Origin of the sequence: Sphingobium sp. AntQ-1 (assembly GCF_028538045.1) — a bacterium.
Taxonomy (GTDB): domain Bacteria; phylum Pseudomonadota; class Alphaproteobacteria; order Sphingomonadales; family Sphingomonadaceae; genus Sphingobium; species Sphingobium cupriresistens.
Genome location: NZ_CP117158.1, coordinates 549,695 through 574,170, shown reverse-complemented (window position 1 = coordinate 574,170; position 24,476 = coordinate 549,695). Strand labels below are relative to the sequence as shown.

The window sequence follows — 24,476 nt, the reverse complement described above, 5'->3', positions numbered from 1 at the left end:
CCTGGTCGCAGTTGCCGGCATTGCGTGCATGGCTGAGTATGGCCCGGATCGCCGCTGGCGCCGCGGAGCCGCAAAGCAGCTCGGCGGCCGAATGGCTGCTCGACAACGATTATCACGTTCAACGCGCAATCCTTCAGATCAAGGAGGATATGCCGGCCCCGTTCTACCGGCGCCTGCCCGGCCTCGCGGGTGAAGCGGCGAAGGGCCTGCCTCGCATCTATGCCCTGGCCCATGGGCTGCTCCACGCGTCGCATCTGCAGATATCTCTCAATACCGCGATTCCGTTCATCGAACGCTATCAGGATGAAGAGCCTCTGAGCATTGCCGAGCTCTGGGCATTTCCGGCCATGCTTCGCCTGGCCTGCCTCGAGCTTCTGGTAACAGGCTTCGGACGCATATTCCCGGATGTGGCGCCGCCGTTCGAGGTGGGGCCCGATGCCGCCAAATCCGCCGCAGCGGACGACACCGAATGCGTCTCGCGCGCGATCGCAAACCTCGCGGTGATCTCGACGATCCAGTGGAAGGACTTTTTCGACCGGACAAGCCGCGTCGAGGCGATCCTGCGGCTCGACCCTGCCAAGGTCTATCCGCGCATGGATTTCGACACGCGCGACCGTTACCGGCACGCTATCGAGCAGTTGTCGGACCATGGCGGCCTGCCAGAGTTGGATGTCGCCGAACGCCTGCTCGTTCAATGCCGGGCCAATGACGATGTGCCGGCCGATCATGTTGGCTACTGGCTGGTCGGCGAGGGCCGGCCGGCGTTCGAGGATGCGATCGACGTGCGGCCGTTGGCGCTGGAATCGATCGGCCGCAGGCTCCTGCGTTATCCCGCCGCGCTTTATACGGCGGCGCTGTTCCTGGCCGGATTCGTCAGCTTTGTCGTTCCGGCACTCTACCTTGCGCTGGTCGAGGCGACCGCAATTGGGTGGCTGCTGGGCATCGCGCTCACCACGCTGCCGGCTACCATCCTGAGCGTCACGTTCGTCAACTGGGTCGCGACACTGCTCGTGTCGCCACGCGTGCTCCCAAAGCTCGATTTCGAGAAGGGGATCGCCGACGATTGCCGGACAGCGGTCGTGATGCCGGTGCTTGTCGCGCATCCGGCGGACGTGGCGGCGCTCCTCCAGCGGCTGGAAGGCCACTATCTCGGCAATCCCGATCCAGGGCTGCAGTTCGTTCTGTTGAGCGACCATGCCGATGCCGACAGCGACAGCCATCCTGGTGATGTGGATGTCGAGGCCGCGCTGGAAAATGGCGTGAAGCGCCTCAACGACACCTATGGCAGCGCGGGCAGCGGCCCCTTCCATATGCTGCACCGGCCGCGTCTCTATAATCCCGCCCAGTCGGTCTGGATGGGATGGGAACGCAAGCGCGGAAAGCTGGAGCAATTCAACGGCTATATCCTGCGCGGCGACCTCAGCCCTTTTTCACGCACCGCCGGCCGCATCGAAGCACTTCGCGAGGTTCGGTTCGTCGTGACCGCGGACGCCGATACCCGCCTGCCGACGGGCGTAGTCAATCGGATGGTGGCGACGCTCGCCCATCCGCTCAACAAGGCTCGTTTCGATCCGCGCACCGGGCGGGTGGCAAGCGGCTACACGATCCTCCAGCCGCGGGTCGAGATCGCACCCGAGACCAGCGGACGATCGCTGTTCACGCGTTATTTCGGCGGCGACACCGCGATCGACATCTATTCACGCGCCGTATCCGACGTCTACCAGGACCTGTTCGGCTCAGGCATCTTTGTCGGTAAAGGCATCTATGAAGTCGCCGCCTTCGAGCGCAGCGTCGAAGGGCGAATTCCCGAGAACAACCTGCTCAGCCATGACCTGTTCGAGGGACTTCATGGTCGCGCGGCGCTCGCCAGCGACATCATCGTCTATGAGGGCTTTCCTTCCGGCTATCTCGATTATCGCCGGCGCTGGCACCGCTGGGTGCGCGGCGATTGGCAGCTGTTGCCCTGGCTGCTTCCGCTGGTCCCCGGCCGTGCCGGAACGCGCCTCCACAACCGTCTCACCTGGTTCGACCGGCTCAAGATCTTCGACAACCTTCGCCGCAGCCTCGTACCGCCCAGCCTTGTCGCCCTGTTGCTTGGCGGATGGTTCATCCTGGGCGGCAATCCCTGGATATGGACATCGCTCGCCATCGTCGCGCCAGCAGCCTATCTGTTCACCGACGTCGTCACCGGTCTCGCGCGCGGCCGCCGGCGCGGCGTTCTTCAGGGTGTCCTGCGACGGCTGGGCGATGAACTTGGACGATGGGCGCTGTCGATCGCCTTCCTGATCAGCGATGCCGCCATCGCGCTCAATGCGATACTGATCACGCTCTGGCGGCTAGGCACCGGGCGTGGACTGCTGGAGTGGACGTCGGCCGCGCATACGACAGCGCATTTTGCCGCGCTCGATCCGCGGCGGGCGGCCTGGCGCGAGATGTGGGTGTCGCCTGCATTCGCGCTTGCAGTCGGCTCGGGGCTGGTGCTGGCACATGCCACGGCCCTCCTGCCCGCCGCGCCGCTACTGATGCTGTGGGTGCTGGCGCCTGAAATCGCATACCGGATAAGCCGTCCGCGCCGCTCCTCGGTCGAGACGCTGGGCGCCGAGGACCGACTGTTCCTGCGCAGCATCGCACGGCGGACATGGCTGTTCTTCGAAACCTTCGTGAGGCCGGAGGACAACTGGCTGCCGCCCGACAATTACCAGGAGCCGCCCGAGGAGGAGATCGCCCATCGGACGTCGCCGACCAATGTCGGCATGATGCTGCTCTCCACGCTGACGGCATGGAAGCTGGGGCATATCGGCGTGACCGATCTCGAGATGCGACTGCGTAATGCGCTGGACGCGCTCGACCGGCTCGATCGCTACCGGGGACATATGCTCAACTGGTATGATACCCGTACATTGCAGCCGCTCGAGCCGCGCTACGTCTCCACGGTCGACAGCGGCAATCTGGCCGTCAGTCTTGTCGTCGTGAACGAGGCGTGCCGCGATGCTGTTCGAGCCCCCGTGCTTTCCCCTGCATTATGGTCCGGTCTCGACGACACCCTCGATCTGCTTGCCGGCGCGCTTGCGGCCGATCGCGCCGACCCGGATCATGCCTGTCGTACTCTTGTTGCGGCGATGCGGGACGCCGCAACTGCGGCGCGGGACGACAGCGCCTGCTGGGGCGACCGGCTGGACGCGCTCTGCGATCGGGACTGCCCCGAGCTGCAGGAAAGGATCCGCAAAGGCATCGCCAATGCGGGGACACTCCCGACGAACGTGATCCGCGATGTTCAGCTGTGGCTCGAGCGGGTCGATCATCATCTGCGCAGCATGCGCCGCGACGTGCAGATGTTCCTCCCGTGGCTGCCGTTGCTGACGCGCCCGCCCGCCGATTGCGCCGACATCGCCGCCCGGATCGGCCCCATGCTCGCGGGCGAGCGCATGCCTGCCGAAGTCAAGGCCGCGTGCGAGGAGGCAAGCGCGCTGCTGGACGCATTCGGCGGCTCCCTCGATCCTTCCGAAGCAAGGAGCTGGGCGGAAGAGCTCGGTTCGGCTCTCGCCCGCGCTGCGGATGCCCACAAGACCATGCGCGACCAGTTGGATGGCCTCGCCCGGCGAGCGGGCGCCTGGGCCCATGGCATGGATTTCGCCTTGCTGTTCGATATGAGCAGCCGGCTGTTCCATATCGGCTACAATGTCACCGCCGACCGCATCGATCAGCACCATTATGACCTGCTGGCGAGCGAGGCGAGGCTCGCGAGCTTCTTTGCCATCGCCAAGGGCGATGTGCCTCCCGAGCATTGGTTCTTCCTCGGTCGCCCGATCACGAAGAAGGCCTCGGGCCTGTCGCTGGTCTCGTGGAACGGCTCGATGTTCGAATATCTCATGCCAAACCTGTTCCTGCGCAGCGATCCCGCAACACTTCTCGGCCAAAGCGACCGGACCGCCGTCGATCTTCAGCATGCCTACGCGGCCAAGCATGGCATCCCCTGGGGCATATCCGAATCCTCCTTCGCCTCGATGGGTTCCGATCGCGTGTATCGCTACCATGCGTTCGGCGTCCCGGGGCTGGGCTTGCGCCGTGGGCTTGCGCGCGATCTGGTGGTGGCCCCCTATGCGACTGTGCTCGCACTCGCTGCGCGAACGGTCTTGGCAGTCCGTAACCTTCGTGATCTCGCGGGGCTGGGCATGCTCGGGCGATACGGCTTCTATGAGGCCGCCGACTTCACACCCGAGCGGGTGCCGGAGGGAGAGCGCTTCGCGATCGTCCGATCCTATATGGCGCACCATCACGGAATGAGTATGGCCGCTCTCGGCAATGCGCTGTGCGGCGATATGTTCGTCCGCTGGTTCCACGCCGACCCCCATATCCGCACGATCGACCTCCTCCTCAACGAACGCATTCCCTGGGAACTCCCGCCCGAGATTTCGCGCATCGAACTCCGCGAGCTGCAACCGGTCGCCGAAGGCGCGATCCCCCGTCTCCAGCCTTGGAACCCTGGCTCCATCGGCGGTTCCACTGCGCTGCATGCGATCGGCAATGGCCGTCTGACCAGTCGACTGGCGGCGAATGGGGGAGGGGGGCTCTACTGGCAGCGTTATGCGCTCACCCGCCCCGATCGGATCCCTGGCGACGCCGGGCTCTGGATCTATGTCCGCGATCGGGACACCGGCGCGCTCTGGTCGGCGACGCCGGAGCCGGTGCGCGCGCCGGCGACCGAGGCGCGCATACTCTTTCAGGCGCACCAGGTCGAATATCATCGTCGGGATCACGACATCGCTCTGACTATGGCTGTCGGCATCCCGCACGGGGACGATCTGGAGATCCGCCGGGTCACCGTCGTCAACGAGAGCGACCGGCCGCGAACACTCGACTTCACGAGCTATGCCGAGGTCATGCTCGCGCCGCCGCTCGACGGCGCGCGCCACCCGGCGTTCAGCAAGCTCTTCGTCGGCAGCGAGCTGCTTCCGGGTGCGAACGGCCTGCTGTTCACGCGCCGACCACGCGATGCGGGCGACCGCCCGCCCGTACTGCTTCACCGGGTGATCGCCGACGACAAGGGTTTCACGCCGCGGGGCGTCGAAACCGACCGCGCGGCCTTCTTGGCGCGCCACGGTAATCAGGCGGACCCCGCCGCGATGCAATCCGATGAACTGGGCGGCACGACCGGCTGGACCCTCGATCCGATCCTGGCGATGCGCGCCGAGCTGGAGCTTCCGCCGCACGGGAGACGCGAACTCGCCTTCGTCACGATCGTAGCGGGCTCACGGGAATCCGCTCTGGAGATCGCCGAGCGCTATGCGACTTTGACGGCACTCGAATGGGCCATGAATGACGCCGTGGCGGATGCGGCGCGTGAGATGCATCAACTCGGACTTGGCCCCGACCGCGTGCGGGACGCGCAGATGTTGCTGTCCGCGTTGCTCCAGCCCGTTCAGTCATCTCCCGGCATGCAGAATGCGCTTGTCGCCGACCATCATGGCAGAGGCGATCTCTGGGCGCTTGGAATATCGGGCGATCATCCCATTCTGCTGGTGCGCGCAGGCGACGGCCAGCGAACCGCCCTGCTACGGTTTCTCGCGGCAGCCCAGCAGCTGTGGCGGAGGCGGGGCATCGCGATCGATCTCGTGATGATGCACGAAGGGGCAGCGGGCTATCTTGAGCCGGTGCGCGAGCGGTTGATCGAGCTCCTCCGCGAGGCGGGCGTGCAGGAGCAGCTCGGGCAAAATGGCGGAATCCACCTCGTGGGGATCGGGCACGGCGACACTGATCGCGCCCAATTTCTGGAACGCGCTGCGCGGATCGTGCTCGACGAAGCGGCGGGTGCGCTCGGCGACCAACTCGCGCGCGCCGAATTTCCCCAGCTTCGGAGCCCGCGCTTCGAGCCGGTCGGCAGCACCGGGGCGTCGCCAAGCGCCGGTTTGGGCTTGCTCCCGCTCAAGGAGCTGGCGTTCGACAATGGTCGCGGCGGGTTCACGCCGGAAGGCGAGGCCTATGTGATCCACCTCGCGCCGGGTGAGACCACCCCCGCGCCCTGGTCGAACGTCCTCGCCAATGACGGCTTTGGCACCATCGTCACCGAGGCCGGTCTCGGTTTCACCTGGGCGATCAACAGCGGCGAAAACCGTCTGACCCCATGGAGCAACGATCCCGTTCGGGATCCGCAGACCGAGATCCTGTATCTGCGTGACGAGGAAAACGCGCATCTGTGGACCCCGACGCCGCAGCCCGCCGGGGCCGGAACCGCCTGCCGCATCCGACATGGCGCGGGCTATACGAGCTGGGAGAGCAGCAGCGAAGGCCTCGAACAGGAACTTCAGGTGTTCGTCCCCGTCGACGATCCAGTCAAGATCGTCCGGCTACGGCTTCGCAACCTGTTGTCCCATGCCCGCCGGATCACGGCGACCTATTATGCCGAATGGCTGCTGGGCGCGGTTCACGGCGAACCGGCCCCGCTGCGGACCGCGCATTATGATGCCGAAGTCCATGCACTGATGGCGAACAACCCGTGGAACGAAGAATTCGGAGAGCGGACGGCTTTCCTTTCATGCAGCCGGCCACCGCACAGCCTGACGACATCGCGACGGGACTTCATGGGACGCGATGGCAATCCACGCCGGCCCGAAGCGCTGCTGAACTGGGATCTGGGCGGTCGGCAGCAGTCAGTCGGCGCGGATTGCTGCAGCGCCTTGCAGGTCCATCTGGATATCGCCGCCGGGCAAGCCGCCGAGGTCGTATTCGTACTGGGGCAGGGGGATCACCGTGCCCACGCCCGAACGCTGGTGCTGCGGTGGCAGGATAACGCTGAGGTGGAGCGCGCCTTCCAGCAATGCCAGGATGATTGGGACAGGCGTCTGGGCGCCGTCAAGGTGAAGACGCCGGATCCTGCGTTCGACATGCTCGTCAACAGATGGCTCCCCTACCAGACAATCAGTGCGCGTCTGCGGGCCCGTGCGGGTTTCTATCAGGCCGGCGGCGCCTTCGGTTATCGCGACCAGCTACAGGACGTGCTCGCCTTGCTGCATGCCGATCCCGATCTGGCGCGACGGCACATTCTCGCGGCCGCTGCTCACCAGTTCGAGCAGGGCGACGTTCTCCACTGGTGGCATCCGCCGCTGGACCGGGGTGTCCGGACGCATTGCTCAGACGACCTGCTCTGGCTGCCTTTTGTCACTGCCGCCTATGTGGAGGCTACGGGCGATGTCGGCATTCTTGCGGAAGAGGTGCCGTTCCTGCGCGGTCCCCCGCTGGCCGGGGACGAGGCCGACCGCTACGCGAGGTTTGACATCGCGGATGAACACCGATCCATGTTCGAGCATTGCGAGCGTGCGCTCCAATGCGGTCACCGCCTCGGGGCCCATGGGCTGCCGCTGATGGGCACCGGCGACTGGAATGACGGTATGAACCGGGTGGGCGAGCAGGGGCGCGGTGAAAGCGTCTGGCTCGCATGGTTCCTGATCGCCACGATCGATGGGTTCGTTGGCCTTTGCGGCCGGCTGCAGCGCAACGATCTGGCCGAGCGCTGGAAGCCCCGCGCGACGGCGCTTGCCAAGGCGGCCGAGCAATCCGCCTGGGATGGCGAATGGTACCTGCGGGCCTTCGACGACGACGGTCGGGCCTGGGGCTCGGCTGCGGACAGCGAGTGCCGGATCGACTCGATCGCTCAATCCTGGGCAGTGCTGTCGGGCGCCGGCAGTCCAGAGCGGATGGCGCGCGCCATGGCTGCGGCCCTGCAGCATCTGGTCCGTGACGACGATCGGCTGGTCCGACTTCTCTCGCCCCCCTTCGACGCCACGCCACGCGACCCCGGCTACATCAAGGCCTATCCACCCGGCATCCGGGAAAATGGCGGTCAGTACACGCATGCCGCCGCCTGGCTCGGCATCGCATTTGCCCGGCTTGGCGATGCCGAGGGCGCGATGCGGGTCTTCGAGCGCATCAACCCCATCAACCAGACCTGCTCGGCCGAAGACATCGCGCGTTATCGAACCGAGCCTTATGTGCTGGCGGCGGATGTGGCCGGGACGCCGCCGCATGTCGGCCGCGGCGGCTGGAGCTGGTATACGGGCGCGGCCGGCTGGACATGGCGACTGGCGGTCGAGGACATATTGGGGCTGCGGCTGGTGGAAGGCAGACTGCATCTCGCGCCGTGCCTGCCTGCGGGGTGGAAATTCTTCGAGGCAACGATCACCAGGGCGGCGGGAAGTCTGCATATCCGGGTCGAAAACCCAGATGGGCTTGCTTCAGGCGACGCGCGCATCACGGTCGATGGCGCAGAATGCCCCGGGGACGGAATCCCCTTTCCCTCTGAAGGCGAGACGCGCGAAGTTCGGTGTCTTCTGGCTCGCCGCATTGCCTTGGCGTCCTAATTCCACAGGAGGCGACGGTTGCTGGCGCGCCCTGCGCAGCTCTTGAGCACTAGATGAGGCAATAATCCCGGCTCTTCCAGCGCGGGAATAGCATAGTTCCCTGCATATCGAATGTTGGAGAGGGATATTCGATCATTCACGCAGTGCAGATCAGCGCAACACTGGCTATGTGATCATGGTCCGCCGCCGCAAGCAGGAGGACATTCCCGGAATCCATTGCGCTGCTTATCAGTGCGTCATATTCGAAATGCAAGGCGTATCAGACATATCTGACCGCCTGGTCTTCCGCGCGTAGCATTTCGGGAAATCCCCTGTACGAACGCTCCTCGACCTCGTCATCGCCTGACGGGCGTTTGGGTTCAGCCCGAAGGCGCCTATTTCCAGGGGAAGTGTTTCAAAGGCCGGCCCAACATCGCATCCTAGTCTCTGCAGACATGCCTTCACGCGGCCTGCCGAGCGCTCCGGAGAGATGCAAGTTAACGGATCCAGCTGACAGCGGGCTATCTTCTATGGACGGTGTGGAGGAAACCCAGCCTCGGCTACTGATCCTGCACTGTGTCGGTGATGACGGTTATGGTGCATGAACAGGTGCATCAGCGGACAGGCAAGGAACAGCGCATAGGGCAGGAAGCCGAAGGTGTGTTCCCAATGCTCCCGACCGAAATAGAAGAGGACGGCCGAACCAATGGCTAGCAGGAGCATTAACCTGAAGTGCCGGTAACCGCCCATGTCGTGGACCTCCTGGTTGACGCGGTCGAATATACATTCTGGCTCGGATCGCTATTCGGACGGAGGCGTCGGAGGTGTTGCCGTACCCTTGGCGGGTCGATGTCCTCCCTCCATGCACTTGTCCATCATCATTCTGCCACCGTGCATCTTCTCGGAGCCTCCCTGCGGCGGAGTCGAGGGCATCGTGCCGCCGGATGTCCCTTGCACCCGCATCATCGGACAGTCCGGATCGGTCTTGGTCCGGTCGGCGGTCAGCGCCGTTGCAGGCGGCACGACTGGAGGATGATGTCCGGCATGGGGATCGGTCTGGGCGAGAGCCGGCATACTGATCAATGCCGCACAGAGAGACAGGATCTTGAGGCTGGATGGCATGGAACGGATCCTTCGAGGAGTTGTCCGCATGGTCTCCCGCCGTCCCGCGCACTTCTATAGGTAATGTAACGGAGACCGGTGGACTCTTCCGTTTGTTATGGCCTTGTCGTCGACCGGATGCCGACCGCCAGCAGCTCTTGACCCTGACATAGTATCAAACCTCATATGCAGCGGCGTTGCCACAGGAGCAGATTGATGCAGCACGACCTTCATAGTCATGGGCAATCGCAGGCGGATCATGCACTGCCTAAAGACCCAATCTGCGGGATGACGGTCGATCCGGAAAAGATCGCCCACCACGCCGATCATGCTGGCAAGATCTGGCACTTCTGTAGCGCGACTTGCCGAAGCAAGTTCGTGGCCGATCCCGACCATTATGCGGCCCAGGCAACGTCCACCGCTCACGATGCCGCGCCGAGTACGATCTGGACATGCCCGATGCACCCGGAAATGCGGCAGGATCATCCTGGCAATTGTCCGATCTGCGGGATGACGCTCGAGCCAGCTTTGGTAACGGCGGATGCTGGACCGAGTCCCGAACTCGCCAACATGACGCGGCGCTTCTGGTTTGCTCTTATGCTGACGTCGCCGGTGTTCGTCCTCGAGATGGGCGGCCATGTCTTGCCGGCGCTGCATCATCTGGTGCCGATGCGGATCTCGGCATGGATCCAGCTCGTGCTGGCGACCCCGGTGGTGCTGTGGGCCGGCTGGCCGTTCTTCGAGCGCGGCTGGACGTCGCTTCGGACCCGCAAACTCAACATGTTCACCCTGATCGCGATGGGGACGGGGATCGCCTGGACCTACAGCATTGTCGCAACGCTCGCGCCCGGCGCCTTTCCATCGGCGTTTCGATCGCCGGACGGGACGGTCGCCATCTATTTCGAGGCGGCCGCGGTCATCACCGTGCTGGTGCTGCTCGGGCAGGTGCTCGAGCTGCGCGCTCGCGAGCGCACATCAGGCGCGATCAAGGCTCTGCTCAATCTTACGCCCAAGACTGCGCGACGCATCGCCGCAAACGGCAGTGACGAAGAGGTCGGCGTCGACCAGATTTCCGTTGGCGATCGGCTGCGCGTGCGGCCTGGGGAAAAGGTCCCGGTAGATGGCGTGGTCGAGGATGGTCGTTCCTCGCTCGACGAGTCGATGGTCACCGGTGAGTCGATGCCCGTAACAAAGGTCATTGGTGACAAGGTGATCGGCGGCACGCTCAACCAGACTGGGGCTCTCATCATCCGGGCCGACAAGGTAGGGCGCGACACGATGCTGGCGCGGATCGTCCAGATGGTCGCCGCGGCACAGCGCTCGCGCGCGCCGATCCAGCGCATGGCCGATCAAGTTGCCGGCTGGTTCGTGCCTGCGGTGCTGGCGATCGCGGTGCTCGCCTTCGCCGGCTGGGCAATCTGGGGACCGGAGCCGCGCTTTGCCTATGGTCTGGTCGCGGCTGTGGCGGTGCTCATCATCGCCTGCCCATGCGCGCTGGGCCTCGCAACGCCGATGTCGATCATGGTCGGCGTCGGTCGCGGCGCGGGTCTCGGCGTGCTGATCAAGAATGCCGAGGCGCTCGAACGGATGGAAAAGGTCGACACGCTGGTCGTCGACAAGACCGGAACGCTAACCGAGGGGCATCCCTCGGTAACGAAGGTCATAGCTGCCGAGGGCGTTGGGGAGGACGAGTTACTGCGGCTGGCCGCTGGTGTGGAGCGTGCGTCCGAGCATCCGCTGGCGCGCGCCATCGTCGAGGCTGCAGTCAGTCGCCCGATCGTCATTCCCGAGGTGGCCGACTTCGACTCCCCAACCGGCAAGGGCGCGCTCGGCACCGTCGAGGGCAGGCGTGTGCTGTTGGGCAATGCCGCCTTTCTGAAAGAACATGGCGTCGATACCGCGCCGCTGGCCGCACAGGCTGACGCCTTGCGGCGTGAAGGCGCTACGGCCATCTTCGCGGGTCTCGACGGCATTGTCGCCGGTGTGCTGGCGATTGCCGACCCGATCAAGACGACGACGCCCGAGGCGCTCAGCGCCTTGCGGGCCGAGGGGATCCGCGTCGTCATGCTGACCGGCGACAATCGCACGACGGCCGAAGCCGTGGCGCGGGCGCTCGGCATCGACGAGGTCGAGGCCGATGTGCTCCCCGACCGCAAGAGCGCGGTGGTGGCGCGCCTGAAGCACGAAGGCCGCACGGTCGCGATGGCCGGCGATGGCGTCAACGATGCGCCCGCGCTCGCTGCCGCCGAGGTGGGGATCGCGATGGCGTCGGGCACCGACGTGGCGATCGAGAGCGCGGGCATCACGCTCCTCAAGGGCGACCTGATGGGGATCGTGCGTGCGCGTCGGCTCAGCCAGGCGACCATGTCCAATATCCGCCAGAATCTCGTCTTCGCGTTCATCTACAATGCAGCGGGGATACCGGTCGCGGCGGGGCTGCTCTATCCGCTCTTCGGTATCCTGCTGTCGCCGATGATCGCGGCGGCCGCCATGGCGCTCTCGTCGGTCAGCGTAGTGACCAACGCGCTTCGGCTCAACCGGCAGCGGCTATGAACATAGGCGAGGCCTGGAAGGTGAGGGGGGTCTCGCAGCGGATGATCCGCTATTACGAGATGATCGGCTCGCACCCGCTGCACCGCGACGGGACAGCGGGTACCGCGACTATCCAACGCCGACGCGAACCGGCAGCGGTTCATCGCCAATGCACGCGATCTCTGTTTTTCGACAAAGGAGATCGAAATCGCCCGCAGACGTGCGCCTTACCATTTCCTGGAACTGGAGAGCCAACAGGACTGGCGATTACGCACGCGGATGGACAGGTCGTTCGAGCGACGACCGGTTGAACCCGCCAAATCTTCCCCAAAGGTATCAGGCGCAGCTTCCTTGCGGCGGTTCGCCCGCCGGAAGGCGGGCGTTCAATCGATCCACCGCGACTGCGGTGGTTGGCGGGGGACGAGGCCGGCGGGCGCGGCGGAATGGCCGATGATTATCGGGGCAACCGGCACGAAATCGTCAGGAACGCCCAGCGCATGCTTGCCGTCCGCAGTCTCGAGCCAGCGTTGGGCAAAGCCGATCCAGCAGGATCCCAGGCCCTGTCCGTGCGCCGCCAGCATCAGATTCTCGGCCGCCAGGGTGGCATTTTCGATCGCCCATCCTCCGGCGCGTGCTGAGATAGTGATGAGGACCGGCGCATGATAAAAAATGTGAAAATCTGGACTTTCAAGAGTCTTGTGCAGATGTTCCGGAAAAGATCCGCGTGGCATCGTCTCTACCATATACGCTTTGGCGGCTGCCGAAATCCGATCGAGCAGCGCGATGTTCTGGACAATGGTGAAATCCCAAGGCTGTTCGTTGACGGCGCTCGGGGCCTGAATGGCGGCGTCGATCAAGCTTTCCAGTACATCTTTTGAAACAGGAGTCGCCGTATAGGCGCGTGTTGCACGGCGTCCGTAGATCGCTTCAGTCAGGTCCATGTGCTGCACTCCGCAATAGATCGAGGCTTGGTTTCGTCCGATGCCGCTGGCGCCGGTGGGCAATCGTCCCCGCGGCTTTTTGGTCGGTTCAGAGTCGATCGGAAATGCAGCGGTTCCAATCCGTATAATAACGGAGTGCCTGAGGCACCCGAAAGACCGGGCTGGCTGTAACATTCACTTTCCTGATTAGGCACCATCGTCAGCCGATTTGTTGATACGAAATGGGAACAAATGACCCATTCCGGAGGCTTGAACGATGGCGCGCAACAAGGTTCAGCTCAGAAAGGGCTGAGTGACGCTGGTTCACGCTCAGTTATCGGGCTTAATCGGGACACGACGGTTCACCGACGGCGCGGGAGACGTCGTTGTTCAGGAGTCCGCCGAACGAGATGCTTGTCTGGCCCGCGCCCGTCCCGTCCGCCATCATTCACGGGGAGCATGGTGTCTCTGATGGCCCGCCTATGTCTCCGGATGGGGACAGATCACGGCGGCGCCAGTCAACTGACCCTCGCGCAACCGTTGCAATGCCTCGTTCGCATGCTCCAGCGTAAAGCGTTCGGTCACGGTCCTGATCCCCGTCTTTTCGATCATCTCAAAGAAGGAGATCCCGTCCTGACGCGTCAGATTGGCGACCGAAAGGATCGCACGCTCACCCCAGAGATCGGCATAGGGGAAGGCAGGGATGTCGCTCATGTGAATTCCCGCGCAGACGACACGTCCACCCTTGCGAACGACCTTCAGCGCGGCTGGCACCAGCGCGCCTACGGGCGCAAAGATCAGCGCGGCATCGAGCTGAACTGGAGGCGCCGCCTCGGACGACCCGGCCCAGACGCAGCCGAGCGACCGCGCGAAGGCCTGTCCGTCTTCGTCGCCTGGCTTGGTGAAGGCATAGACCTCACGTCCCTGGCATGTCGCGACCTGGGTGAGGATGTGCGCGGCCGCGCCAAAACCGTACAGCCCGATCCGCCGCCCGTCGCCGGCGAGACGCAGCCCGCGCCAGCCGATGAGGCCAGCACACAACAGGGGGGCAGCTTCCGCATCGGTGAAGCGATCGGGTAGCGCAAAACAATAGCGTGCGTCCGCCACGACATGGCTGGCATAGCCGCCGTCGCGGGTACAGCCCGTAAACTCCGGCTGATCGCAGAGATTTTCGTGACCGCTCCTGCAAAAGCTGCAGACGCCGCAGGTGTGGCCGAGCCACGGAACGCCAACGCGTTGCCCGATCGCGAAACCTGCGGCTTCTTCGCCCACGGCAAGCACCCGGCCAACAATCTCATGACCCGGGATGATTGGGTAATGGGCGGGAATTTCACCGTCGAGCACATGGAGGTCGGTGCGGCAGACACCACAGGCCGCCACCTTGATCAGGAGCTCCGCCGGGCCGGCAACGGGCAACGGCCGCGCGACCATGCGCAACGGCTTGCCGGGTCCGTCGAGTTGCATGGCGCGCATCTGGCCCATGTCATGATCCTATCATTGGCAGTACGGTCAGTCTCGCACACTTTGCCGGGTACCGCCCTAAGTAGACTTACCCAATTCGGTCGCGCATTCGACGCGGCATACCCTGCCTATATCGACCCTGCGTGAGAGGCCGGTATGCGGAAGGATATGCTTGCGATCATCGAGGGCGGCGAGCAGTCGGTTCTCGCGATCCATGATGCAATTGCCCTTGCCGAACTGCATGGCACTCATCTCGGACTGACAATGCCCACCAAGCGGCAAATGCTTATCGCCGCCTTCGATCCGGTAGGATATTGCTGGCCTGAGCCGGTGCGCGAAGCAGACATGTACACCATCTCGACGAAGTTCGAGAACGGACGGTGAGGGCGACCATTCCGGTCGATGTGCAGGGACTCTGTGACGAACCAGCGGCCCTTCCGAGTCTGGCCAATATCCAGGGCCGCTACGCTAACCTCGTGTCGATCGGCCCCAGTCCCTAATGGACCGACAAAAGGTTGCGCCGTCACGTCGCGATGGCGACATTGCTGGGGTTCGGGCGCACCCACGCCCTTCATCCGACAGGCTGGATGCCGGCACCGGTGCGGCACGCAATTCTCGGCTTAAACGCTTCGCCGGAGGCGTCGCGCGCCGGGCACGCTCATCGCGCTTGCCGAGCCGGGCACCACCATCGATTGATATCGCGGGTCACCTGGCGCATCATGGATTCGTCGTCGAGATTCATGCCCGGATGCCCGGAGACGGTCCGTTTCCGACGTGCTCCAACGTGTCGCGGTCACGGCCAAGGCGGATCTGCTTGCGATCGGCGCCTATGCGCGTTCGCGCTTCCGCGAAGTTCTGCTCGGCGGCGTCACATGCGACCTTATCGAGGCCAAGCGCGTTTCGATCCTACCGGTACACCCGACGGCGGTCGTCGATCAGGGCTCCGCCAGCTCGGACCCCATCCCGCCGGCTTCCGGGAGTCGAGTACCCTCGATATCGGCATGCGCCGCTTCCACTGCTCCTGAGAGTGTCTTCCTGTACCGGGCGTGGGGAGGGCGGGCGCCGTGGGTCAGAAGCGTCCGGCGAACGGCGGGCCGGGCGCCGGCGATATAGACGATTGCGCCCTTGCGGTGCGCCTTGCGCACGAAACCCTCGATCGTCGCCGCGGCGGTCGAGTCGAGCAGCGGCACAGCGGAAAAATCGATCACATAGGCCTTCGGATGCTCGCCGATCCGATCAAGCGCCGCCGCGACACTCGCCGCAGCGCCAAAGAAGAAGGCGCCAGAGATCCGATAGACGATGACATCGGGATTTGTCGCCAGGGCGACATCATAGGGCGTCCGGCCCTCCTCACCGCGGTCGGCCAAGTCCGTCTCTATCAGGGGCTGGGGACGCTCGATCTCCACGGCCTGCGCCATGCGATGGAGGAAGAGCAGCGTCCCGATGCCGAAGCCGACCAGAATGCCTTCCGTGAGATCGCGGAAGATGACGAGCAGCAGTGTCGCGAGCAGCACCACAGCGTCGCCGCGCGAAGCGCGAAACAGCGTGGCGATCTCCTGTTTCTCGATCATGTTCCAGGCGACCACGACGAGGACCGCGGCAAGCGTGGCGAGCGGGACATAGCTCAGCAGTGGCGCCGCGAGCAGGATGAAGAGCAGCAGGAAAGCGGCGTGCAGCATACCGGCTACCGGGCCATGGGCGCCGGCGCGCACGTTGGTCGCGGTGCGCGCGATCGTGCCGGTCACGCAGAAGCCGCCGAACAGCGCGGAGCCGATATTGGCGATGCCCTGGCCGACGAGCTCCGAATTGGAGCGGTGCCGCCGCCCGGTCATGCTGTCGGCAACCACGGCTGACAGGAGGCTTTCGATGCCGCCGAGCAGTGCGAAGGAGAGGGCGGCGGGCAATACGGCGCCGATTTTGGTGAGCGAAAGGGCCGGCAGCTGGGGTGACGGGAGCAGCTGGGGAATGCCGCCAAAGCGCGTGCCGATCGTCTCGATGGGGAGCCCGATCATCCAGGTGGTGATCGATCCCACGCAGACGGCGATCAGAAACGCCGGCCAGTGCGGACGAAGCCGGCGGACCGCGACGATGATCATGATCGACAGCAGCGAGATTGCGACCGCGGGCAGGCTGATCGTCGTCCATGCGCCCTCCAGCGCCGCGACCTTGGGGATGATCGCTCCGGGCTCCTTGCCGATTAGGGTCAGCCCCAGCAGTTCCTTGAACTGGCTGGCGAAGATGATGACGGCGATGCCTGCGGTGAAGCCGACGGTGACCGGGTACGGGATATATTTGATGAAAGTGCCCAGCCGCAGAAGGCCCATGGCGAGCAGGATCAGGCCGGACAGCAGCGTGGCAAGGATCAGCCCGTCAAACCCGTGCTGCGTGACCGTCGCAGCCACCAGCACGATGAACGCGCCGGCCGGCCCGCCGATCTGGAACCGGCTGCCGCCCAGCGCCGAGACGAGGAAGCCACCGACGATCGCGGTATGAAGACCCCGATCCGGCGTCACGCCCGAGGCGATCGCGATCGCCATCGAAAGCGGCAGGGCGACGACCGCGACCGTCAGCGCGGCCACGGCGTCGGCCTTGAGCGCGGAAAAACCATAGCCTTCGCGCAGCACCGTGAAGAGCTTGGGCGTGAACAGCTCTGCGAAGCCTGGCTCACGCATCATGAGCGGTCGTGCCCTCGGATCGAGCCGATTGCCCATTGCGCTCTAGCGCCAGCCCGAAGCGCGCATGCAGAACGTGGCGTTACGCAGGGACAGACCGATCAGGAGGAGGGCGACCCCCTGGAACAGCAGGTCTATCGACAGCACCAGCCCGAGAACCCAGATCGAATTGACCGGCCAGCCGAGTGCAATCACCAGCGCGACGGCAATGCTCGCAACGGCCGAGACGGCCATCCATCCCCAACGGGGCGGCGTGCGCGTTGTAAGCGCGATGAAGAGACGCAGAACGCCGGAGAGTCCGAGCGAGACGCCGAGGAACAGGGTCAGCAGGGTGGCCGCGAACAGGGGATCGAGGAACATCGCGGCAGCGGCCGCAAGATAAAGTAATCCGCTGAGAAGCCAGAATGTGAACCGCGTCCATTTTCTGACGCCGAAGGCATGGATGATCTGGAACGCGCCAGCGACGAGCATGACGGCCCCGACGTAAAAAGTCGCTGCAACGGTCGTGATGAACAGGTTTGCGGACGCAATGGCCCCCAACAGAACAAGCGCGATGCCGAGCGCCGCGAACCAGCGCCATGCGCCGCGCTGCTCGAGCGAAGCCGGGCCGTCGCCGAAGCGCGATCCTTGCGTGTAGATCATGATGTTCGCCTCCTATGCCTCTACGGTCCAACGCCCAACGACTGCTTGCTAGGCTCCGGCGATCTCCAGCACACTCCGTTTATCTACGGATTGGCGCCGCGCCCCCCAACGGTTCAGTTCAGCGCAACATTCAAACAACGTTCTCGTGCTGTCGCAGGAGCCGCCAGAAGTCACACCCGGTAAGCATATCCGACCCATGGCCTACAGCCATTTGCGGCCAGCCACAGCGTAGCTGGCAGGCAGCGGGATCTCGTCCTCGGCCGTCCCGGTATCATGAACGGCGACGCGCGCCTTATCAACCAGCGCAGCAACAATATCGTCGTTTACCAGAGCCCGTCACCGCGTTCACGAGATGATGATGTCATTCCGCACATCGGTGACCCCCGGTGCGGCCCATGCCGTTGCCGCGGCAACCCGCCTGTCGTGCGGCGAGTGAACCGTTCCGGAGAGCACGACATTCCCCTCCTGCGCGCTGACCGTGATAGTCTTCGGGTCGAAGAACCACGAACGATGAAGCGCGTGCATGATCGTGCATGATGTCGTCGCTGATATTCGAGACGTCGACCCGGCGCTTGATCGTGATCTGGTTGGACACGTCGATCACGCCGAGCAGCCGTCGGACATCCTGTTCGGCACTGTCCTTCTGATAGTGCCAGTCGACCTCGCCGGTCAGGGTGATCCACCCCTTTTCGACCTTTACCTTGATGGAGTCGAGCGGAACGGAAACGTCCCAGGCGAGACGACCGATCGCGGCAGCCGAAATGTCGGTCATCGAAAGGGAGCCGGATCTCGATCTCCTCGGCCACTGTCTTGACGCCCTTCACCCTGCGCGCCGCGGTTTCGGCTGCCTGCTTTTCCGCAAAGCTTTCGACATGACCCGTGAGCGTCACGACGCCAGCGTTCGCTGTGACACCGATATGGGCGGCGGTGACGCTCGTTTGAGCGTCACAAGTCTCTCGGCGCTTCTGGATATCGCGTTCCGTTATCGGGACATTCCAGCGCCAGAGACTTATCTCTAGCCAGCCCCACGGGACAGCTGAAACCCGTCAGAGGTCACAAGACGCCGACAGGATTCGATCCTTCCGTTAATCTACGGATAGGTTCGGCGCGAGTCCGGGTTCACATCGCTGGTCTTCATCACCGGTCCTGAAGGGACGCGCCAAGGCGCATGTCCGACATTCGGCTACAGAAAGGTTTGTGCATGAAAGCGCTCGTTTATCAGGGTCCAGGCGCCAAGGCGCTCGAGGACCGGCCCAAGCCCGAAATCCGCGACGCCGGCGACGCGGTCGTTCGCATCACGCGGACGACGATCTGCGGGACGGACTTGCATATCCTGAAGGGCGACGTCGCGACCTGCGCCCCGGGCCGCATCCTCGGTCATGAAGGCGTGGGCGTGGTCGAGGCGATCGGCGCGGGCGTCACCGTCTTCAAGCCGGGCGACCGCGTGCTCATCTCGTGCGTCACTGCCTGCGGCCGGTGCGACTATTGCCGTCGCGGCATGTATTCGCATTGCACGACGGGAGGCTGGATCCTCGGCAATGAGATCGACGGCACCCAGGCCGAATATGTCCGCATCCCCCATGCTGACACCAGCCTCTACCCGATCCCCGAGGGCGCCGACGAGGAGGCCCTGGTGATGCTGAGCGACATCTTGCCGACCGGCTTCGAGTGCGGCGTGCTCAACGGCAAGGTCGCGCCCGGGAGCAGCGTCGCCATCGTCGGCGCGGGGCCGATCGGGCTCGCGACGTTGCTGACCGCGCAATTCTATTCTCCTGCCCAGATCATTATGATCGATCTCGACGACAACCGGCTGGAAGTCGCCCGCCGTTTCGGCGCGACGCACGTCGTCAACAGCGCCGACGGGAAAGCGGCTGACGCGGTGAAGGTGCTGACCGAGGGACGCGGCGTCGACGCCGCGATCGAGGCTGTGGGCATTCCCGCCACCTTCGTGCTGTGCCAGGACATCGTCGCCCCGGGCGGCGTGATCGCCAATATCGGCGTCCACGGCTCCAAGGTCGACCTCCATCTGGAGCGGCTCTGGTCGCACAACATCTCGATCACGACGCGGCTGGTCGACACCGCGACGACGCCGATGCTGCTCAAGACGGTTCAATCTAAGAAGATCGATCCCAAGCTGCTGATCACGCACCGTTTCGCGCTGGCGGACATTCTCGACGCCTATGATACGTTCGGCCGCGCCGCTACGACCCAGGCACTGAAAGTGATCATAGAAGCTTGACGACCGGGACCGACCCTGACCCTCTGCCGCGCTATCGCTCCAATCTCCAGGGCGAGGTCGACGGCGCGGCGGTCTATGCGGCGCTGGCCGAGAGCGAGACCGATCCAAAGCTGGCCGAGGTGTTCCACCGGCTCGCCGCGGTCGAGCAGGCCCATGGCGAGTTCTGGCGCAAGCGGATCGAAGCCGGCGGCGGCCATTTTTCGCCTGCTCCCTCCGCAAGCGCACGCATCCTCTCCTGGCTGGCGAAGCGATTCGGACCGGCTTTCGTTCTGCCGGCGATCGCGGCCAGCGAGATGCGCGGCAGCACGGCCTATGACGCACAGCCCGAGGCGAGGGCCGCCGGGCTTCCGGGCGACGAGCGATCGCATGCCGCGCTGATGCGGGCCGCCGCCGGCAAAGGAGGTCTTTCCGGACCGACGATCGCGCTCCTCGAGGGACGCCACCGCGGCGGTGGCAACACATTGCGCGCCGCCGTGCTCGGAGCCAATGACGGCCTCGTCTCCAATCTCAGCCTGGTGATGGGTGTGGCCGGCGCCGCCGCGGCGGACAATACGCTGTTGCTCACGGGGCTTGCCGGTCTTGTCGCGGGCGCTTGCTCGATGGCGATGGGCGAATGGCTGTCGGTCACAAGCTCGCGCGAACTCTACCAGAGCCAGATCGCGACCGAAGCCGAAGAGTTGCGCGAGGTTCCCGGGGAAGAGAAGGAGGAGCTTGTCCTGATCTATCAGGCCAAAGGCATCGCCGAACCACAGGCGCGCGCACTGGCGGAGCGGCTGCTGAGCAATGAAGGAACCGCGCTCGACACGCTGGCGCGCGAGGAGCTCGGGATCGATCCGGATCAGCTCGGCGGGTCCGCCTGGACGGCCGCGACATGGTCGTTCCTGCTCTTTGCGACCGGCGCGATCATCCCGGTCGCGCCATTCCTGCTGCTCTCGGGGCGACCGGCGCTGATCGCCAGCCTGGCCGCCAGTGGCCTTGCCCTCGCGCTGATCGGCGCCGGCACGAGCCTTTTCACCGGCCGTTCCGCGCTGTTCTCGGCGGCGCGCCAACTCGTCATCGGGATTGCCGCTGCCGCAGTCACCTACGGTGCCGGGGCAATGGTCGGCGTGTCGCTCGGCTGACGGCCACGATGAAGCCGTCGCCAAGAGCCCGCGGCGTGAAACATCAATATGGAAGGACGCGAGCACGGGGGATCGACCCCTAAGTAACATTCCCGATTCTCCGGGCGCTTCCTGAGAGGGACAAGAATTGCGTCAACGGAGGGCGCCATGCACAGTGTCTCACTTCACCAGGATCCGGATATATCCACGCGTGAGACTATTCACGATCTGCGCAACCTCTTCGGCGTCGTGGCCTCCGCGCGGCACATGCTGGACGACAGGCCGACGGGCGATCGGCGGACATTGCTGCTCGACGCGATCGAGGACGCCGCGTGGCGCGGGGGACGACTTACCAGCGCGATGCTCGGGCAAGGCCGATCGGGAGGCGCCGCGACGCGCTTCGACCTCAACGAGCATCTCGCCGGTCTCGGGTCGCTGATGCGCGCGCGCGCCGGTCGGCACGTCGAAATCCGGTTCGAACCGGCCGTCGGCTCACTGCCCGTGAAGCTCGATCCCGCCGATCTGGACGCCGTGATCCTGGAGCTGGTCTCCAACGCCTGCGCGGCATTGGTGAGACCGGGCGTCATCCGGATCCGGACCAGACGGCTCGGAGGCCGCGTCCGGCTCATCGTCGCCGATAATGGCCGCGGCATGAGCGCCGCCGAACTCCACGCGGCGCTGCATCGATTCGAACAGCCCTCCGTGAACGGCTTCGGCCTCGACCGCGTCCGGCATTTCGTCGAGAACGCCCATGGCCGCCTGCGTTTCCGGAGCAGCGAGAACCGCGGCTCCGTCGCTTCCCTGAACTTGCCGCTGGTCCTCAAGGTCGCCGGCGCTGAGACCGCCGCGACGGCCCCCGCCCGGTGGAATAGAATGACCCGCAAGGAGATCAGACATGAAAAGCGACAGTCAATTACAGCGTGACGTTCTCGATGAGCTGGCGTGGGAGCCGAGCATCGACCACGCCGATATCGGCGTGGCCGTGACGGACGGCGTCGTCACACTTTCCGGATTCGTCAAAAGCTATCCGCAGAAGATGGCGGCGGAGAAGGCAACCCGGCGCGTTGCTGGGGTCAAGGCGCTCGCCGAGGAGATCAAGGTGCGCTTCGCCTCCGATCCGAAGACGGCCGATCATGAAATCGCCAAGCGCATCCTCGACTTGTTCTCCTGGAACGTCTCGATCCCCGACGACAAGATCGCGGTGAAGGTCGAGCATGGCTGGGTGACGCTGAGCGGCACGGTCGACTGGTATTATCAGAGTGATGAGGCCAGAAAGGTCGCCGGCAAGGTCAACGGCGTCATCGGCGTCAGCAACTTGATCGAACTGCACACGCTGCCGACCTCCGGCGACGTCAAGGATCGGATCGTGGCGGCGATCAAGCGCAACGCCGATCTCGACGCCGCTTCGGTCACCGTGTTCACCGATGGCGGCAAGGTGACGCTGGGCGGCAAGGTCAGGGCGTGGAACGAGCGGCAGATCGCCGAGCGCGCTGCATGGGCCGCTCCCGGCGTGACCAAGGTCGAGGATAATATCGTCGTCGTCTGACCTTCGTCTGGCGAATGGCGGAGCGGCTGCCGACGATTTCCGGCGGCCGCATCCGCGCCATCTCTTCTGAATTTGAAGCTTCGTTGATCGCGGCGCCATCCGCGCCGATAGGCTGCTCAGCCAACGTCCGGATGAATGCCGCCCAGAATATCGTCCCAAATACTGTTTTCGTGGCGGCAAGTCCTGCTTGGGTTGCTTCGCTTGCAACGCGTCGGACACTCTCCGCCGAAACAATGGACATGGGCAAGTTCGAGTGGGAGAAACGACCTGTCCCCAGCCGATCCAGGACAATGATCTGATACTTCATGACTGACGACCTCACACTCGCCTTCCACGGAGCAGCCCGTACTGTCACTGGCTCATGCATGGAATTCTGCCGTGACGGGAAATGGTTGCTTGTCGATTGCGGGCTCTTCCAGGGTTCCCGTACGCTCGAAGCGCTCAACCGGAGTGCCTTCCCGTTCGACGCGGAGGAGGTCGACGCGGTCATCCTGACCCACGCCCATATCGATCATAGCGGACTATTGCCCAGGCTCGTGGCCGAAGGCTTCACGGGCGAGATCTGGTGCACGGCGCCAACGGCGGATCTGCTCGAGTTCATGCTGGCCGACGCGGGGCGCATCCAGGAGAGCGACGCAACCCGACGCAATCGACGCAAGGATCGTGCGGACCAGCCAGAGATCCTGCCGATCTACACCGAGCAGGACGCGATGGCCGCGTGGCGGCAGACCCGGCCCGTTGAGCTCGAGACATGGTTTGAGCCCGTCCCCGGGTTCAGAGCGCGCCTTTGGAACGCCGGGCACATCCTGGGCTCGGCGTCGGTTGAGCTCGATGTCGGTGGGACGCATGTCCTGTGTTCCGGTGACCTTGGTCCCGAGCATAAGGCGTTTCAACGCAATCCCGAGGGTCCCTCGGGATTCGATCATGTCATCTGCGAATCCACCTACGGCGACCGCAAGCGCGACCATCTCGCCATCGGCGAGCGCCGAACCTTGCTGGAAGCCGAAATCAAGGGCGCGCTGGCGCGCGGTGGTAATCTCATCATTCCGGTGTTTGCGCTCGAGCGCACGCAGGAACTGCTGCTGGATATCGCCGCGCTGGTCGACGCCAACCGCATTCCATCCACCCCCGTCTTCGTCGATTCCCCTTTGGCCAATCGCGCGACCAGCGTGTTCGCCAAATATGCCGGGTCGCTTGAGGATATGGAGGGCGAGAATGTCTTTGGTCACGCGGCTTTTCATTTCGTCGATGATGTCGCGGAATCGATCCGGCTGAACAGCTTGTCGGGCGCCATTATCATGGCGGCATCGGGCATGTGTGAAGGCGGCCGCATCCGGCACCATCTCAAGCACAATCTCTTCCGACGCGAATCCACGCTACTGTTCGTCGGCTTCCAGGCGGAGGGTTCGCTGGGCCGGATCATTCTCGACGGCGCCGAGCGCGTGCGCATTTCGGGTGAGGACATCGTCGTGCGCGCCCAGATTCGGCACATCGACACCTATTCGGCGCACGCCGATCAGGACGATCTGCTGGCGTGGATGGAGGCGCGGCGTCCTGTCGGGGGCAGTCTCTTCCTCTCGCATGGGGAAGCGACGGCGATCGAGACGTTGCGTCGCATCACCCAGGCCCGCGAATTGAGCGCTTCCATCGTCGTGCCGGAGATGGGCGAAGTGTTCCGGTTGCCCGTCGGCACGCCCGCAGCCCGGATCAAGACCGGAGACCCGGAGCTTCAGCAGGCCGTGGGTCGCGACTGGCAGAACAGCTACGCTGATTTCGCCGCCGGCCTGAAACGCGAACTGGCGGAAATACAGGATGCCAGGATCCGTCAGCAGGCGCTCGACGATATGCGGGCTGTTCTGGAGAGCTACAAGAAGGTCCGGGACAAGCGCGCCGCCCGGCGGCATTGAGAGACGATGATCCGAGGGACTCG

The 24,476-nt window shown here is 64.5% G+C and carries 15 protein-coding genes and 2 pseudogenes; 8 read left to right on the top strand and 9 right to left on the bottom strand.

The window, feature by feature from the left end; translation table 11 throughout:
* The first annotated feature begins 38 nt into the window (after nucleotides 1–38).
* Complete coding sequence (locus sphantq_RS02810; RefSeq protein WP_272799555.1) at nucleotides 39–8,354, top strand: GH36-type glycosyl hydrolase domain-containing protein; 8,316 nt, start codon at nucleotides 39–41, stop codon at nucleotides 8,352–8,354.
* A 507-nt stretch (nucleotides 8,355–8,861) separates the two neighbouring features.
* Here sphantq_RS02810 and sphantq_RS24370 read toward each other — a convergent pair.
* A complete protein-coding gene (locus tag sphantq_RS24370) occupies nucleotides 8,862–9,056 on the bottom strand; it encodes a DUF2933 domain-containing protein (protein WP_443021548.1) in 195 nt (64 codons plus the stop codon).
* A gap of 78 nt (nucleotides 9,057–9,134) precedes the next feature.
* The gene (locus sphantq_RS02805; protein ID WP_272799554.1) at nucleotides 9,135–9,455 is read right to left on the bottom strand and encodes a hypothetical protein; all 321 of its coding nucleotides are present in this window, start codon (nucleotides 9,453–9,455) and stop codon (nucleotides 9,135–9,137) included.
* A gap of 195 nt (nucleotides 9,456–9,650) precedes the next feature.
* Here sphantq_RS02805 and sphantq_RS02800 point away from each other — a divergent pair, with 195 nt between their 5' ends.
* Nucleotides 9,651–11,987 (top strand): heavy metal translocating P-type ATPase, encoded by a 2,337-nt coding sequence (locus sphantq_RS02800; RefSeq protein ID WP_272799553.1) that lies wholly within the window; start codon nucleotides 9,651–9,653, stop codon nucleotides 11,985–11,987.
* A 362-nt stretch (nucleotides 11,988–12,349) separates the two neighbouring features.
* On the opposite strand, the gene sphantq_RS02795 is transcribed toward sphantq_RS02800, so the two are convergent.
* A complete protein-coding gene (locus tag sphantq_RS02795; RefSeq protein WP_272799552.1) occupies nucleotides 12,350–12,907 on the bottom strand; it encodes a nitroreductase family protein in 558 nt (185 codons plus the stop codon).
* A 459-nt stretch (nucleotides 12,908–13,366) separates the two neighbouring features.
* Nucleotides 13,367–14,368 (bottom strand): zinc-dependent alcohol dehydrogenase family protein, encoded by a 1,002-nt coding sequence (locus tag sphantq_RS02790; protein ID WP_272799551.1) that lies wholly within the window; start codon nucleotides 14,366–14,368, stop codon nucleotides 13,367–13,369.
* A gap of 147 nt (nucleotides 14,369–14,515) precedes the next feature.
* On the opposite strand from sphantq_RS02790, the gene sphantq_RS02785 reads away from it, so the two are divergent.
* The gene (locus sphantq_RS02785; RefSeq protein WP_272799550.1) at nucleotides 14,516–14,731 is read left to right on the top strand and encodes a hypothetical protein; all 216 of its coding nucleotides are present in this window, start codon (nucleotides 14,516–14,518) and stop codon (nucleotides 14,729–14,731) included.
* Nucleotides 14,732–15,282: 551 nt separating this feature from the next.
* Here sphantq_RS02785 and sphantq_RS02780 read toward each other — a convergent pair.
* The 5 genes and pseudogenes from sphantq_RS02780 to sphantq_RS02760 form a co-directional block, all read right to left on the bottom strand.
* Complete coding sequence (locus sphantq_RS02780; RefSeq protein WP_272800165.1) at nucleotides 15,283–17,019, bottom strand: SulP family inorganic anion transporter; 1,737 nt, start codon at nucleotides 17,017–17,019, stop codon at nucleotides 15,283–15,285.
* Between the two features lie 45 nt (nucleotides 17,020–17,064).
* Nucleotides 17,065–17,661 carry an HdeD family acid-resistance protein gene (locus sphantq_RS02775; protein WP_272799549.1) on the bottom strand — a complete coding sequence of 199 codons (597 nt, stop codon included), beginning with the start codon at nucleotides 17,659–17,661 and terminating at the stop codon, nucleotides 17,065–17,067.
* Between the two features lie 345 nt (nucleotides 17,662–18,006).
* Complete coding sequence (locus sphantq_RS02770) at nucleotides 18,007–18,186, bottom strand: BON domain-containing protein (RefSeq protein ID WP_272799548.1); 180 nt, start codon at nucleotides 18,184–18,186, stop codon at nucleotides 18,007–18,009.
* A gap of 106 nt (nucleotides 18,187–18,292) precedes the next feature.
* Nucleotides 18,293–18,433, bottom strand: a pseudogene (locus tag sphantq_RS02765) (BON domain-containing protein); the annotation flags it as partial.
* Nucleotides 18,434–18,503: 70 nt separating this feature from the next.
* Nucleotides 18,504–18,551, bottom strand: a pseudogene (locus sphantq_RS02760) (hypothetical protein); the annotation flags it as partial.
* A 311-nt stretch (nucleotides 18,552–18,862) separates the two neighbouring features.
* Between sphantq_RS02760 and sphantq_RS02755 the strand changes: the two are divergent.
* From sphantq_RS02755 to sphantq_RS02735, 5 genes are all read left to right on the top strand, one after another.
* Nucleotides 18,863–19,900 carry a zinc-dependent alcohol dehydrogenase family protein gene (locus sphantq_RS02755; protein ID WP_272799547.1) on the top strand — a complete coding sequence of 346 codons (1,038 nt, stop codon included), beginning with the start codon at nucleotides 18,863–18,865 and terminating at the stop codon, nucleotides 19,898–19,900.
* On the top strand, nucleotides 19,897–21,021 hold the full coding sequence (locus tag sphantq_RS02750; RefSeq protein WP_272799546.1) for a VIT1/CCC1 transporter family protein: 1,125 nt from the start codon (nucleotides 19,897–19,899) through the stop codon (nucleotides 21,019–21,021). Before sphantq_RS02755 ends, sphantq_RS02750 begins: the two co-directional genes overlap by 4 nt.
* Nucleotides 21,022–21,168: 147 nt before the next feature.
* Nucleotides 21,169–21,924 carry a sensor histidine kinase gene (locus tag sphantq_RS02745; RefSeq protein ID WP_272799545.1) on the top strand — a complete coding sequence of 252 codons (756 nt, stop codon included), beginning with the start codon at nucleotides 21,169–21,171 and terminating at the stop codon, nucleotides 21,922–21,924.
* Entirely contained in the window at nucleotides 21,896–22,546 is a 651-nt protein-coding gene (locus sphantq_RS02740) for a BON domain-containing protein (protein ID WP_272799544.1), read from the top strand. The genes sphantq_RS02745 and sphantq_RS02740 overlap by 29 nt, the downstream gene beginning before the upstream one ends.
* Nucleotides 22,547–22,851: 305 nt before the next feature.
* Nucleotides 22,852–24,453: an MBL fold metallo-hydrolase gene (locus tag sphantq_RS02735; protein WP_272799543.1), complete on the top strand. Its 1,602-nt coding sequence runs from the start codon at nucleotides 22,852–22,854 to the stop codon at nucleotides 24,451–24,453.
* The last annotated feature ends 23 nt before the right edge of the window (nucleotides 24,454–24,476 follow it).

Bases quoted from the DNA above. Each gene is read 5' to 3' on its own strand.
- sphantq_RS02800 (WP_272799553.1), top strand. From the start codon at position 9,651: ATGCAGCACGACCTTCATAGTCATGGGCAATCGCAGGCGGATCATGCA.
- sphantq_RS02775 (WP_272799549.1), bottom strand. From the start codon at position 17,661: ATGATCTACACGCAAGGATCGCGCTTCGGCGACGGCCCGGCTTCGCTC.
- sphantq_RS02790 (WP_272799551.1), bottom strand. From the start codon at position 14,368: ATGGGCCAGATGCGCGCCATGCAACTCGACGGACCCGGCAAGCCGTTG.
- sphantq_RS02780 (WP_272800165.1), bottom strand. From the start codon at position 17,019: ATGCGTGAGCCAGGCTTCGCAGAGCTGTTCACGCCCAAGCTCTTCACG.
- sphantq_RS02745 (WP_272799545.1), top strand. From the start codon at position 21,169: ATGCACAGTGTCTCACTTCACCAGGATCCGGATATATCCACGCGTGAG.
- sphantq_RS02770 (WP_272799548.1), bottom strand. From the start codon at position 18,186: ATGCACGCGCTTCATCGTTCGTGGTTCTTCGACCCGAAGACTATCACG.
- sphantq_RS02755 (WP_272799547.1), top strand. From the start codon at position 18,863: ATGAAAGCGCTCGTTTATCAGGGTCCAGGCGCCAAGGCGCTCGAGGAC.
- sphantq_RS02740 (WP_272799544.1), top strand. From the start codon at position 21,896: ATGAAAAGCGACAGTCAATTACAGCGTGACGTTCTCGATGAGCTGGCG.
- sphantq_RS02805 (WP_272799554.1), bottom strand. From the start codon at position 9,455: ATGCCATCCAGCCTCAAGATCCTGTCTCTCTGTGCGGCATTGATCAGT.
- sphantq_RS02810 (WP_272799555.1), top strand. From the start codon at position 39: ATGGCCCGGATCGCCGCTGGCGCCGCGGAGCCGCAAAGCAGCTCGGCG.
- sphantq_RS24370 (WP_443021548.1), bottom strand. From the start codon at position 9,056: ATGCTCCTGCTAGCCATTGGTTCGGCCGTCCTCTTCTATTTCGGTCGG.
- sphantq_RS02735 (WP_272799543.1), top strand. From the start codon at position 22,852: ATGACTGACGACCTCACACTCGCCTTCCACGGAGCAGCCCGTACTGTC.
- sphantq_RS02795 (WP_272799552.1), bottom strand. From the start codon at position 12,907: ATGGACCTGACTGAAGCGATCTACGGACGCCGTGCAACACGCGCCTAT.
- sphantq_RS02785 (WP_272799550.1), top strand. From the start codon at position 14,516: ATGCTTGCGATCATCGAGGGCGGCGAGCAGTCGGTTCTCGCGATCCAT.